The sequence below is a fragment of the Catenovulum agarivorans YM01 genome (assembly GCF_000281085.1).
Lineage (GTDB): Bacteria > Pseudomonadota > Gammaproteobacteria > Enterobacterales > Alteromonadaceae > Catenovulum > Catenovulum agarivorans.
The window spans coordinates 143,558-156,584 of the sequence record NZ_AJWM01000048.1; the positions used below are offsets into that span (position 1 = coordinate 143,558).

Sequence of the window (13,027 nt, forward strand, 5' to 3'; positions counted from 1 at the left end):
TTTGTAGTTTGATGATTAAGCTTTAGGAAGTGTGATCTTTTTCTCTTCCGAAGCCTTATATAAAATTAACGTATGGCCGATAGTTTGTACGTGAAAGGCTTGAGTTTCACGCACAATTGCGTCTATGATGGCTTTTTTTAGATCGCGTTCATCGGTTGGAATTTTAACTTTAATTAATTCGTGATGGCTCAAAGCGTTTTCAACTTCAGCTAAAACGCCTTCAGTTAAACCGTTATTACCAAGTTGCACGACAGGTTTGAGCGAATGTGCTAAACCTTTTAAATATTGTTTCTGTTTAGTGGATAAGTTCATATTTTCACTTTTTGGATGACAAAGCTTGAATTTTCGGTATTTTAACGCCATCTAAAGCGTATTACTAATTAAACCCACTTATAATGGTACAGAAAAAGAAATCCGCCAGTAGTAAACGCTGGTTAAAAGAGCATCACGACGACCACTATGTGCAAAAAGCACGCAAAATGGGTCTACGTTCTCGTGCTGTGTTCAAATTAGAAGAAATTCACAATAAAGATAAACTGTTTCGCCCAGCTATGACTGTAGTGGATCTCGGTGCTGCACCGGGTGGATGGTCGCAATACGCTGTTGAGCAAGTTGGCCAAAAAGGTGATGTGATTGCTTGTGACATACTCGAAATGGACTCAATTGCTGGGGTAGATTTCCTGCAAGGTGATTTTCGTGAAGAAGCTGTGCTAAATGCACTGTTAGATCGTATACAGGGTAAGTGTGTTGATGTATTGTTGTCGGATATGGCGCCAAATATGAGTGGCAACGAAACGGTAGATCAGGCAAGATCCATGTACTTGGTAGAATTAGCACTGGATATGTGCAAACAAGTACTGAAAAAAGATGGTAAATTTGTAGTAAAAGTTTTTCAGGGAGCGGGTTTCGATCCATTTCTAAAAGATGTTAGAAGTGCATTTAAGCAGGTCAAAATTCGCAAACCAGATTCGTCGCGTGGCCGTTCACGTGAAGTGTATTTTGTAGCATCTGGTTTCAAATATTAAGTCGACAAAGAGGTTAGTGTCTTGAGTGATATGGCAAAAAACTTAATTTTATGGGTCGTTATTGCTGTTGTGTTAATGACCGTGTTTCAGAGTTTTTCACCTGGTGGTGGCTCTGAACGAAAAGTGGAATACAGCACCTTCGTAAAAGAAGTTGATCAAGGCATGGTGCGTGAAGTTAAAATTGACCCGCAGACAGGGGTTATTATTGGCACACGCAGAACTGGCGACAAGTTTGAAACAGTCTTCCCAATGCGTGACGACAAAATTTTAGACGAATTATTAAATAAAAATGTAAAAGTAGAAGGCATCGAACCTGAAGAGCCTAGTTTACTAGGAACCATTTTTATTTCTTGGTTCCCTATGATTTTGCTTATCGCAGTATGGATTTTCTTCATGCGTCAAATGCAAGGTGGCGGCGGTAAAGGCGCTATGTCATTTGGTAAAAGCAAAGCGCGCTTAATGAGCGAAGACCAAATCAAAACGACTTTTGCCGACGTTGCTGGTTGTGACGAAGCAAAAGAAGAAGTAACAGAATTAGTTGATTACTTGAAAGACCCAAGCAAATTCCAAAAATTAGGCGGTAAAATTCCTAAAGGCGTATTGATGGTGGGTCCTCCAGGTACAGGTAAAACTTTATTAGCTAAAGCAATAGCGGGTGAAGCGAAAGTTCCTTTCTTTACCATTTCTGGTTCAGACTTTGTTGAAATGTTTGTGGGTGTTGGTGCTTCACGTGTGCGTGATATGTTCGACCAAGCGAAAAAATCAGCGCCTTGTATCATCTTTATCGATGAAATTGATGCAGTAGGTCGCCAACGTGGTGCTGGTTTAGGTGGTGGTCATGACGAACGTGAACAAACACTTAACCAAATGTTAGTTGAGATGGATGGTTTTGAAGGCAACGAAGGTATTATAGTGATTGCTGCAACCAACCGTCCTGATGTACTTGACCCTGCATTATTACGTCCTGGCCGTTTTGACCGCCAAGTTGTGGTTGGTTTACCGGATGTTCGTGGCCGTGAGCACATTTTAAAAGTACATATGCGTAAAGTGCCTTTAGGTGATGATGTTGAAGCATCTTTAATTGCACGTGGTACACCGGGTTTCTCTGGTGCAGATTTAGCAAACTTAGTTAATGAAGCCGCATTGTTTGCTGCGCGTAACAACAAACGTCTTGTTTCAATGGAAGAGTTTGAAAAAGCTAAAGACAAGATAATGATGGGCGCAGAGCGCAAATCTATGGTGATGAGCGAATCTGAAAAAGAAATGACAGCTTATCACGAAGCAGGTCACGCTATTGTTGGTCGTTTAGTACCTGAGCATGATCCAGTTTACAAAGTCAGTATTATTCCACGTGGTCGTGCCTTAGGTGTGACTATGTATTTGCCTGAGCAAGACAGAGTAAGTCATAGCAAACAACATTTAGAAAGCATGATTGCGAGTTTATACGGTGGTCGTTTAGCTGAAAAAATCATCTATGGTATGGATAAAGTAACCACAGGTGCTTCAAACGATATTGAAAGAGCTACCGAAATTGCACGTAAAATGGTTACTCAATGGGGTTTATCTGAAACCTTAGGGCCAATTTTATATGCAGATGAAGAAGGTGAAGTTTTCATGGGACGTAGCTCAGCAAAATCTAAGAGCATGTCAGATGAAACCGCTAAAGCAATTGATGTTGAAGTGCGTTCAGTACTAGATCGTAATTATCAATTAGCCGAAAGCTTGCTAAATGAAAACATAGATATTTTGCATACAATGAAAGATGCGCTAATGAAGTATGAAACTATTGATGCAAAACAAATTGATGATTTAATGGCGCGTCGTGATGTACGTCCACCACAAGATTGGACTAAAGATCAAGACAACAAACCACCTAAATCAGGCTCTGATACTGCTACAGAATCAAAAGCTGATTCTGCAGAACAAAGCAAACCAGAGCAAAGTGTTACGTCCGACACTGACGATTTAACCGCAAAATAACAGCTTTAAACAAAAAGCCCCTTAACGGGGCTTTTTAATAGTTATACCCATTAATGAAAATACAACAGCTTATTCAACAATCTTCTCGCCCGCTAGTCATGGGCATACTCAATGTTACGCCCGACAGTTTTAGTGATGGTGGCCATTTCCATTTATTAGATTCAGCCCTTATACATTGCCAACAAATGTTGGATTTAGGTGTGGATATTATTGATATAGGAGGAGAGTCAACTCGCCCGGGTGCTGAATATGTGCCATTAGAGCAAGAAATGCAGCGCGTTTTACCTGTGTTAGAGCGTATCAAACAAGAATTTGATACTTATGTATCCATTGATACCTATAAACCTCAGTTGATGGCTGAAGCGATTAACTTAGGTGCAGACATGATTAATGATGTGCGCGCACTCGCTGAGCCTGAAGCATTAAGTGTAGTGGCAGCTTCAGAGGTAGATGTGTGTTTAATGCATATGCGCGGTAATCCTCGTACCATGCAGCAAAACACTGAATACAGCAATGTTGTGGATGAAGTAAACAACTTTTTGCAACAACGCATTCAAGCTTGTCTTGATATGGGTATTAAACCGCAGCGAATTTGTATTGACCCAGGTTTTGGTTTTGGTAAATCGGTTGAACAAAATTATCAGATGTTGCTGCAGTTTGAACAGTTTCAACAATTAGGTTATCCGGTGTTAGCCGGTTTATCACGCAAATCCATGTTGGGCGCAGTTACGACAAAAGAGCCTGCAGAACGAATAGATGCCAGTGTTGCTGCTGCTACAATAGCGGCAATGAAAGGCGCAAATATAATAAGAGTGCATGATGTCGCGCAGACGATAGATGCTATGGCAGTAGTCGCTGCCACTTTAAAGGAGCAATAAAATGAGTAGACAATATTTTGGAACCGACGGTATTCGTGGTGAAGTAGGTAAAGGGGTTATTACCCCTGAGTTTGTTATGAAGTTAGGTTGGGCCGTTGGTCGAGTATTATCTAGCCAAGGTACACATAAAGTTTTAATTGGTAAAGATACGCGTATTTCCGGTTATATGTTGGAATCAGCGCTAGAATCTGGTTTGTCTGCAGCCGGGGTTAATATTGGTTTATTGGGCCCAATGCCAACACCTGCTATTGCTTACTTAAGCCGCACTTTTAGAGCGGATGCGGGTATTGTGATTAGCGCATCACACAATCCTTATCAAGACAACGGTATTAAATTCTTCTCGCGTAATGGCACTAAGTTAGGTGATGAAATCGAATTGGCGATTGAAGCTGAAATCAACAAGCCTATGACCATAGTAGAATCTTCTAAATTAGGTAAAGCAAAACGCATTGATGATGCCGCTGGTCGTTATATCGAATTTTGTAAAAGCCGCTATCCGTCGGATATGTCATTGAAAGGTTTAAAAATCGTCGTTGATTGTGCCAATGGTGCGACATATCACATAGCGCCGAATGTTTTACGTGAACTGGGCGCTGAAGTGATTGAAATTGGGACGTCTCCGGATGGTGTCAATATCAATTTGAATTGCGGCGCAACTTCATTAAAAGCTTTACAAGAAAAAGTATTAGAAATCCAGGCTGATGTAGGTTTTGCGTTAGATGGTGATGGTGACCGTTTAATGATGGTTGACCATAAAGGCAATGTAATTGACGGTGATCAGTTAGTCTTTATTATTGCACGTGACGCACTGCGCCGTGGTGAAATGCATGGTGGTGTAGTTGGTACTGTTATGAGCAATTTAGGCATGGAAATTGGCGTTAAGCGTTTAGGTATTCCATTTGCTCGCAGTAAAGTGGGTGACAGATATGTACTTGAATTATTACAACAAAACGGCTGGTACATAGGCGGTGAAAGCTCGGGTCATATCATTAATTTACATTCAACTTCTACTGGTGACGGTATTATTTCGGGTTTACAAGTTCTACGTGCAATGCAAACCTCAGAAATGTCGTTATATGAACTGAGTTTAGGTATGGATAAATACCCACAAACTCTAATCAATGTGCGATACGCTGATGGTCAAGAGCCATTAGAAACTGACTTAGTTAAACAAGCTGTTGCGGATGTAGAAGCCAGTTTAGGTGATACAGGCCGTGTACTGATGCGTAAATCCGGTACTGAGCCTGTTATTCGTGTTATGGTTGAGGGTGAAAATGCAACAGTTGTTGAAGATCATGCAAAATCAATTGCGTCAGCAGTTGAACAAGCGGTGAAATAATCTTCTGTTTTGATTTTTAATTGTAATTTTTCTTGTAACCATGTCAGATGATAGTTACAATCTCGGCCGCTTTTAGACGGAGTGGTTATGACAAGACGCAAACCAGTTGTTGCAGCTAACTGGAAAATGAATGGTAGCAGACAGTTAGTTGACAGTTTGCTACAACAAATTAAACAGTCAGGTGTCGACCAACAGTTGGATGTAGTGCTTAGTCCACCGGCAACTTTATATAGTTATGTTGATAATGCGATTAAGCAGCTAGATGTAAATGTTTTTCTAGCTGCACAGAATATCAACGAATTAGACTGCGGTGCTTACACAGGTGAAATATCCGCCCATTTAGCCAAAGAAAGTGGCTGTAATTGGGTGATTTGTGGCCACTCTGAAAGACGTTCATTGTTTAACGAAAGTTCTAAAACAACGGCGCAGAAATTTATTAAAGCACAAAGTTTAGGTATGAAGCCGGTACTTTGTGTTGGTGAAACCACAGAAGAGCATGAACAAGGTAAAACATATTCGCGTTTAACTGCGCAAATTGAAACCATTCTGCACTTAGGTGGGATAGATGCGATTAAAGATTGTATCATAGCTTATGAGCCAATTTGGGCTGTAGGCACAGGTAAACCAGCATCACCAAAACTAGCTCAAGAAGTGCATAGATTTATTCGAGGCATGATTGGTGCAATTTGTGCTGAAACAGCACAAAGCATACGTATTTTATACGGTGGAAGTGTAACCCCTGATAACGCTGATGTTATGTTTAGTCAGCCAGATATAGATGGTGGTTTAATTGGTGGTGCCAGTTTGGTTCCAGAAAAATTTATAAAAATATGTCAAGCGGCTTTGGTGAAATAGATGTTTGAAGTTTTAATTTTTGTATACATAGTAGTATCGGTTGCCTTAATTGGATTTATTTTAATTCAGCAAGGTAAAGGTGCTGATATGGGCGCTTCTTTTGGCTCAGGTGGTTCAAGTACTGTGTTTGGTTCGTCAGGTGCGGGTAACTTTTTAACTAAATCCACTTCAGTATTAGCAACAATCTTTTTTATCTTATGTTTGTTGTTAGGCGGCATGTCAGCGAAAAAAGCTGAAACGACTGATGAGTTTTCAGATTTGCAAGCACCTGCTGTTGAGCAGAGTGTAAATGAAGAGATCCCAGCTGCTGAACAAGCAACTAACGAGATCCCTGAATAAAAGCAAATTTGCTTTTGCCGTGGTGGTGGAATTGGTAGACACGCCATCTTGAGGGGGTGGTGAGCTTAGCTCGTGCGGGTTCAAGTCCCGCCCACGGCACCAAATATAAAAAAGTAACACCGGTGCAAGTATTAGGTTTGAATTTAACAATTTGAATCACTATAATGCTTGCCATTGACGCGGGGTGGAGCAGCTTGGTAGCTCGTCGGGCTCATAACCCGAAGGTCGTTGGTTCAAATCCAGCCCCCGCAACCAACCGGTTTTATTTATGTGTTTGAGAAGCCCCGGTCGCAAGTTCGGGGCTTTTTATTTTGTGTTTTGAAAAATCAGAGGTCATTTTGTCAAAACAAGATATCAAGCTTGATAGCCTAGTTGCTCAAGCAGTAGCTGTTACAGGTTTTACCTTTTGGGGTTTAGAGTTCTTCCGAGCGGGGAAAAACTCAGTCTTGAGAGTTTATATTGACCATGAAAATGGCATAGGTGTTGATGATTGCGCTGAGGTGAGCCGCCAAGTAGGCTCAATGCTGGATGTAGAAGATCCAATTAGCGGCGAATATGTCTTAGAAGTTTCTTCGCCGGGTATGGATAGAGTTTTGTTTAAAGCTGAACAATATCCAGCTTATGTAGGCGCAAAGTTAAACGTCAAAACCAAAATGCCAATTGAAGGGCGCCGTAAATTTAGCGGCAAACTAAATAGTATTGAAAATAACTGCATCGTATTGGAAGTTGATGATGCAGAGTATGAGATTCCATTTAAAAATATTGAAAAGGCACAAGTAGTTCCACAATTCTAGGAACACTGGTAGCGAGGCTGAATAATGAACAAAGAGATCTTGTTAGTAGCGGAAGCTGTATCAAATGAAAAAGCGGTTCCTCGTGAGAAAATTTTCCAAGCGTTGGAATCGGCTATATCTATGGCCACTAAGAAAAAGTACGAAGGTGATATCGAAATTCGTGTGAGTATCGACCGTAAAACCGGTGACTTTGTTACTTTCCGTCGTTGGATGGTGGTTGAAGACACAGGTAATCGTTTAGAAAACCCATTTTCTGAAATTGGTTTGGAAGCGGCGCAATACGAAAACCCAGAAATTCAATTAGGCGAATATGTAGAAGAAGAAATCGAATCTATTGAATTTGACCGTATTACGACCCAAACAGCTAAACAAGTAATAGTACAAAAAGTACGTGAAGCTGAGCGCGCACAAATCGTTGAAGAATACGAAGAAAAAGTTGGTGAACTTTTAACTGGTGTGGTGAAAAAATCAGGTCGTGAAGGTGTGATTTTAGATTTAGGCAGCAATGCTGAAGCTATTATTCGTCGTGAAGAATTATTACCACGCGAAACTTTCCGTCCAGGCGACCGTGTTCGTGGTTTATTATTTGATATCAAACCAGAAGCGCGTGGCCCACAATTAATGATGAGCCGTACTCGTCCTGAAATGCTAGTTGAACTATTCCGTATCGAAGTACCAGAAATTGGTGAAGAAATGTTGGAAATTCGTTCAGCAGCTCGTGATCCAGGTTCACGTGCAAAAATCGCGGTTAAAACTAACGACAAGCGTATTGACCCTGTGGGTGCTTGTGTTGGTATGCGTGGTTCACGTGTTCAAGCTGTTTCAAGTGAACTAGATGGTGAGCGTATTGATATTGTGTTGTTTGACGACAACCCAGCTCAATACGTAATCAATGCTATGGCGCCAGCTGATGTTGCATCAATTATTGTTGATGAAGACAAAGGCACTATGGATATCGCTGTGGAAGCGGATAACTTAGCTCAAGCAATTGGACGCAGCGGGCAGAATGTAAGACTAGCGAGTCAATTGACTGGTTGGGAACTCAATGTGATGACAGTCGCGGATATGAACGAGAAACATCAGGCAGAGAATGACAAGTTAATGTCATTGTTTGTTGACAAACTCGACATAGATGAAGACTTTGCCACTGTTTTGGTAGAAGAAGGATTCTCTAGCTTAGAGGAAATTGCATACGTACCAGTGAACGAATTACTGGATATTGAAGGATTTGATGAAGACATTGTTGAAGAGCTTCGTACCCGAGCTAAAGCAGCTTTAACAACTATGGCTTTAGCAAATGAAGAATCATTAGAAAACACCGAGCCAGCTGAAGATTTACTGGCGCTAGACGGTCTTGACCGCCATACAGCATTTGTTTTAGCCAGCAAAGGCGTGTGTACCTTAGAAGACTTAGCCGAGCAGGGGATTGACGATATCTCTGATTTAGAAGGCTTAGATGAGAAAAGCGCAGGTGAATTAATCATGAAAGCCCGTAACATTTGTTGGTTTGGTGGCGAGAACGAAGCTGAATAAATCGGCGGAGGTAGAACTGAATGTCAGAAGTTTCGATAGATAAACTTGCCGCAGACGTAGGTACATCGGTTGATAAGCTAGTACAGCAATTTGCTGAAGCTGGTATTAATAAAACAGCAGATAGCCAAGTAACTGAGCAAGAAAAACAAACATTATTGACGCATTTAAGCAAATACCATGGTGGTGAAGAGCCAACTTCACAACCAAGTAAAATGACTTTGCAACGAAAAACCAAAAGCACATTGAGTGTTGCTGGCAATCATGGCAAAGCTAAGTCAGTACAAGTTGAAGTACGCAAAAAGCGCACTTATGTAAAAGCTAGCGCTGTTGAGGCAGAGAAAGCAGCAGAAGAGCAAGCGAAACGCGAAGCTGAAGAAGCCGCTAAAAAAGCAGCCGAAGAGCAAGCAAAGCGCGAAGCTGAAGAAGCAGCGAAAAAAGCAGCAGAAGCTAAAGCTAAGCAAGAAGCTGAAGAAAAAGCCAAACGTGAAGCGCAAGCTCCACAAGCTGAAGTAACAGCGAAAGAAGCTGATAAAGCAGTTAAAACTGAAGCGAAAAAAGCGCCAAAACACGTAGAGACTGAAGAAGAAATTGCTTTACGTAAGAAAAAAGAAGAAGAAGAGCGCAAAAAAGTTGAAGCTGAAGCGGCACGCATTGCAGAAGAAGCTAAGCGTTTAGCTGAAGAGAACGCTGAGCGTTGGGCTGCTGAAGAAGCGCGTCGTAAAGAAGAAGAGAAGAAAGAAGTGCATAGCCATTCTTCTCGTTACGCACAAGAAGCTGAAGCTGAAGCTGACCGTCGTGAAGAAAAAGGTTCACGTCGTCGCAAGAAGAAAACTTCTAAGAAAGACGAAGAAGCGCAAGCACAGGCGAGTAGTCGTGCTGTTAAAGGTAAACGCAAAAAAATTGCTACGCCTAAAAACATGCAACATAGCTTCCAAAAACCAGTTGCACCAACTCAACATGAAGTTCGTGTTGGCGAAACCATTACTGTTGCAGACTTAGCAGCGAAAATGGCGGTTAAAGGCACAGAAGTCATCAAAGTTATGATGAAAATGGGTGCTATGGTGACGATTAACCAAGTTATCGATCAAGAAACTGCATTGTTAGTTATCGATGAAATGGGTCACGTTGGTAAAGCGGTTAGCGAAAACGCGTTAGAAGAAGATTTATTGGCAAACCGTGGTGAGCAGACTGAAATTCGTCGTCGTCCACCTGTTGTGACCGTAATGGGTCACGTTGACCACGGTAAAACGTCATTACTTGATTATATTCGTCGTGCAAAAGTTGCATCTGGCGAAGCTGGTGGTATTACTCAGCACATTGGTGCATACCACGTTGAAACAGACCAAGGTATGATCTCGTTCTTAGATACCCCTGGTCACGCCGCGTTTACCGCTATGCGTGCTCGTGGTGCTAAAGCAACTGATATCGTAGTGTTGGTTGTTGCAGCAGACGATGGTGTAATGCCACAAACAGTTGAGGCTGTTCAGCATGCTAAAGCAGCTGGTGTACCTTTAGTTGTTGCTGTAAACAAGATAGATAAAGAAGAATCAGATCCTGATCGTGTTAAAAACGAATTAGCGCAACATGACGTAATCCCAGAAGACTGGGGCGGTGATGTGCAGTTCTGTCACGTATCGGCAAAATCAGGTCAAGGTGTTGATGAGTTATTAGAAGCGATTCTATTACAATCTGAAATGCTTGATCTTGACGCGGTTCACGAAGGTTTAGCATCAGGTGTGGTTATTGAATCAAAACTTGATAAAGGTCGTGGTCCAGTTGCAAGTATCTTAGTTCAGTCTGGTAGCTTGAAAAAAGGTGACATCATTTTATGTGGTTTAGAGTACGGTCGTATCCGTGCGATGAAAGACGAAAATGGTGTAGACATAGAAGAAGCTGGCCCATCTATCCCAGTTGAGATTTTAGGTCTTTCTGGTGTACCAGCAGCGGGTGATGAAGCCACTGCAGTTAAAGATGAGAAGAAAGCACGTGAAGTATCACTTAAACGTCAAGGTAAATTCCGTGAAGTTAAGTTAGCACGTCAGCAGAAAGCTAAGTTAGAGAATATGTTCTCTAATATGACTGAAGGTGATGTTAAAGAGCTTAACATAGTACTTAAGTCTGACGTTCAAGGTTCACTTGAAGCGATTTCTGACTCCTTGACTAAACTGTCGACTGAAGAAGTTAAAGTTAAAATTATCGGTAGCGGTGTTGGTGGTATTACTGAAACTGACGCAACATTAGCTGCAGCTTCACAAGCGATTATCTTAGGTTTCAACGTTCGTGCTGATGCAACTGCGCGTCGTACCATTGAAACTGAATCGGTTGAACTTCGTTATTACAGCGTTATTTATGACCTAATTGACGAAGTTAAGAAAGCTATGACTGGTATGTTAGAGCCTGAATTCAAACAGGAAATTATCGGTCTTGCTGAAGTTCGTGATGTATTCCGTTCACCTAAGATTGGCGCGATTGCTGGATGTATGGTTACTGAAGGTGTTGTGAAACGTAACAACCCAATCCGTGTATTACGTGAAAACGTAGTAATCTACGAAGGTGAATTAGAATCACTACGCCGCTTTAAAGATGACGTTGGCGAAGTTCGTAACGGTACTGAATGTGGTATCGGCGTTAAGAACTACAATGACGTTAAAGTCGGCGATATGATTGAAGTATTTGAAATCGTTGAAGTTAAACGCGAACTATAATCCTTCAGTTATTGTAGGTAACGTATTTAAAGGGGCCTAAGGCCCCTTTTTGCGCTCAATATCAATAGAGTTTAAGAGTATATGGCAAGAGAGTTTTCCAGAGCCGATAGAGTTGCTCAACAAGTGCAAAAAGAAACTGCACAAATTTTACAACGTGAACTTAAAGACCCACGTGTAGGCATGGTGACCATTTCTGAAGTGGAAGTGTCACGCGATTTAGCTTACGCAAAAATCTTTATTTCGTCCTTGTTGCAAGATGAAGAAAAAGCTAAAACCAGTGTTAAACAATTAAATGAATTAGCACCTTATATCCGTTCTTTGTTGGCCAAACGTTTGCGTATGCGCCACGTTCCGTCAATTAAATTTGTCTTGGATACCAGTTTAAATGAAGGTATTCGTATGTCTGAGTTGGTTGATAAAGCGGTGAAAACTGATAAACAAAAATCAGATCAGTTTAACTCGGATGACGCTGAGCAAGCGCAAGACGATGAACAAACTAAAGATTAATTGTAATAAGTAGTAGATAGCTAGAGGGTTATTGTGGCGAATAAACGCACATTTATAGATATTAATGGCATTGTTTTATTAGATAAGCCACAAGACATCAGTTCAAATAAAGCGCTGCAAACCGTGCGCTTTTTATACTCAGCAAAAAAAGCAGGACATACAGGTGCACTTGATCCGTTAGCGACCGGTTTATTACCTATCTGTTTTGGTGAAGCAACTAAGTTTAGTCAGTTTTTATTGGATGCGGATAAAACTTATCAAGTAACAGCTAAGCTTGGTGAACGTACTACAACCTCTGATTCTGAAGGAGAAGTGGTTGAAACGCGTGACGTGACTTGTGACGAGGCGCAAATTCGCCAAATGGTTGAAAGTTTTGTTGGGGTACAAGATCAGCAACCTTCGATTTATTCAGCATTAAAATATCAAGGTAAACCTTTGTATTTTTATGCACGGCAGGGCATTGATGTACCTAGACCGATTCGTCAAATTGAAATTTTTTCTATCACAATCGATGAAATTGCCTTACCTAACGTTAAGATGACAGTACATTGTTCAAAAGGTACTTATATCCGCACCTTAGTGGATGATTTAGGTGAAAAGCTTGGCTGTGGTGCGCATGTTATTCAATTACGTCGTACTCAAGTAACTGGCTTTGACGGTTTGCCTATGTTCGATTTACCAACTTTACAAGCTATGAGTGAAGCTGAGTTGGCGGAAAAATTGTTGCCTATGGATGCGGGTATTCAGCATATTCCGGTTATTCAGTTAACTGATGAGTTGGCAGATAGATTTAGCAATGGTCAACGTATCAAATGGTTGGAAGGCGACTTAGGTACATATCGTGTTTATCGCGAGTCGAGCAATACTATGTTAGGTGTTGCTGAGCTTGAAGACAATCGTAATTTGCAGCCGAAAAGATTAGTGAGTCAGAATTAGTTACTGAATTATTGGTTGCTGCTGATTTGGTGGTAACTAAGGTCAAGCTGATAGTGATATTTTTCGCAAAATCGCTGCAAGGCCATATATGGACCCACTCCGTTTGCAAGTAATTTGATTGATTAAAAACTAAAAT

General features: G+C 41.2%; 12 protein-coding genes and 2 tRNA genes. 13 read left to right on the forward strand and 1 reads right to left on the reverse strand.

Annotated elements, in window-relative coordinates; all coding sequences use genetic code 11:
* Positions 1 to 15: 15 nt before the first annotated feature.
* Positions 16 to 312 carry a ribosome assembly RNA-binding protein YhbY gene (gene yhbY / locus WSC_RS0101230; protein WP_016954095.1) on the reverse strand — a complete coding sequence of 99 codons (297 nt, stop codon included), beginning with the start codon at positions 310 to 312 and terminating at the stop codon, positions 16 to 18.
* Positions 313 to 395: 83 nt separating this feature from the next.
* Here yhbY and rlmE point away from each other — a divergent pair, with 83 nt between their 5' ends.
* The 13 genes from rlmE (at position 396) to truB (ending at position 12,891) form a co-directional block, all read left to right on the forward strand.
* Positions 396 to 1,025, forward strand: a complete 630-nt coding sequence (gene rlmE / locus WSC_RS0101235; protein ID WP_016954096.1) for a 23S rRNA (uridine(2552)-2'-O)-methyltransferase RlmE — start codon at positions 396 to 398, stop codon at positions 1,023 to 1,025.
* 21 nt (positions 1,026 to 1,046) lie between these two features.
* The gene (gene ftsH, locus WSC_RS0101240; protein ID WP_026016600.1) at positions 1,047 to 3,005 is read left to right on the forward strand and encodes an ATP-dependent zinc metalloprotease FtsH; all 1,959 of its coding nucleotides are present in this window, start codon (positions 1,047 to 1,049) and stop codon (positions 3,003 to 3,005) included.
* A gap of 53 nt (positions 3,006 to 3,058) precedes the next feature.
* Entirely contained in the window at positions 3,059 to 3,883 is an 825-nt protein-coding gene (gene folP, locus WSC_RS0101245) for a dihydropteroate synthase (RefSeq protein ID WP_016954098.1), read from the forward strand.
* 1 nt (position 3,884) lies between these two features.
* The gene (gene glmM, locus WSC_RS0101250; protein WP_016954099.1) at positions 3,885 to 5,222 is read left to right on the forward strand and encodes a phosphoglucosamine mutase; all 1,338 of its coding nucleotides are present in this window, start codon (positions 3,885 to 3,887) and stop codon (positions 5,220 to 5,222) included.
* Positions 5,223 to 5,309: 87 nt separating this feature from the next.
* A complete protein-coding gene (tpiA, locus tag WSC_RS0101255) occupies positions 5,310 to 6,077 on the forward strand; it encodes a triose-phosphate isomerase (protein WP_016954100.1) in 768 nt (255 codons plus the stop codon).
* Positions 6,078 to 6,416, forward strand: coding sequence for a preprotein translocase subunit SecG (gene secG, locus WSC_RS0101260; RefSeq protein WP_016954101.1), 339 nt, complete (start codon positions 6,078 to 6,080; stop codon positions 6,414 to 6,416). It abuts the gene before it with no gap.
* 16 nt (positions 6,417 to 6,432) lie between these two features.
* A tRNA-Leu gene (locus tag WSC_RS0101265) sits at positions 6,433 to 6,518 on the forward strand.
* 76 nt (positions 6,519 to 6,594) lie between these two features.
* A tRNA-Met gene (locus tag WSC_RS0101270) sits at positions 6,595 to 6,671 on the forward strand.
* Positions 6,672 to 6,754: 83 nt separating this feature from the next.
* Positions 6,755 to 7,210: a ribosome maturation factor RimP gene (gene rimP, locus WSC_RS0101275; protein WP_026016601.1), complete on the forward strand. Its 456-nt coding sequence runs from the start codon at positions 6,755 to 6,757 to the stop codon at positions 7,208 to 7,210.
* Between the two features lie 24 nt (positions 7,211 to 7,234).
* Positions 7,235 to 8,743 (forward strand): transcription termination factor NusA, encoded by a 1,509-nt coding sequence (gene nusA, locus WSC_RS0101280; RefSeq protein WP_016954103.1) that lies wholly within the window; start codon positions 7,235 to 7,237, stop codon positions 8,741 to 8,743.
* Between the two features lie 20 nt (positions 8,744 to 8,763).
* Positions 8,764 to 11,448 (forward strand): translation initiation factor IF-2, encoded by a 2,685-nt coding sequence (gene infB, locus WSC_RS0101285; RefSeq protein ID WP_016954104.1) that lies wholly within the window; start codon positions 8,764 to 8,766, stop codon positions 11,446 to 11,448.
* Between the two features lie 81 nt (positions 11,449 to 11,529).
* A complete protein-coding gene (gene rbfA, locus WSC_RS0101290; RefSeq protein ID WP_016954105.1) occupies positions 11,530 to 11,955 on the forward strand; it encodes a 30S ribosome-binding factor RbfA in 426 nt (141 codons plus the stop codon).
* Between the two features lie 33 nt (positions 11,956 to 11,988).
* Positions 11,989 to 12,891, forward strand: a complete 903-nt coding sequence (gene truB / locus WSC_RS0101295) for a tRNA pseudouridine(55) synthase TruB (RefSeq protein WP_016954106.1) — start codon at positions 11,989 to 11,991, stop codon at positions 12,889 to 12,891.
* Positions 12,892 to 13,027: the final 136 nt, after the last annotated feature.

What these genes read in the sequence shown, in the direction of transcription:
- nusA (WP_016954103.1), top strand. Translation starts at nt 7,235, where the DNA reads ATGAACAAAGAGATCTTGTTAGTAGCGGAAGCTGTATCAAATGAAAAA.
- rbfA (WP_016954105.1), top strand. Translation starts at nt 11,530, where the DNA reads ATGGCAAGAGAGTTTTCCAGAGCCGATAGAGTTGCTCAACAAGTGCAA.
- rlmE (WP_016954096.1), top strand. Translation starts at nt 396, where the DNA reads ATGGTACAGAAAAAGAAATCCGCCAGTAGTAAACGCTGGTTAAAAGAG.
- infB (WP_016954104.1), top strand. Translation starts at nt 8,764, where the DNA reads ATGTCAGAAGTTTCGATAGATAAACTTGCCGCAGACGTAGGTACATCG.
- yhbY (WP_016954095.1), bottom strand. Translation starts at nt 312, where the DNA reads ATGAACTTATCCACTAAACAGAAACAATATTTAAAAGGTTTAGCACAT.
- glmM (WP_016954099.1), top strand. Translation starts at nt 3,885, where the DNA reads ATGAGTAGACAATATTTTGGAACCGACGGTATTCGTGGTGAAGTAGGT.
- folP (WP_016954098.1), top strand. Translation starts at nt 3,059, where the DNA reads ATGAAAATACAACAGCTTATTCAACAATCTTCTCGCCCGCTAGTCATG.
- tpiA (WP_016954100.1), top strand. Translation starts at nt 5,310, where the DNA reads ATGACAAGACGCAAACCAGTTGTTGCAGCTAACTGGAAAATGAATGGT.
- secG (WP_016954101.1), top strand. Translation starts at nt 6,078, where the DNA reads ATGTTTGAAGTTTTAATTTTTGTATACATAGTAGTATCGGTTGCCTTA.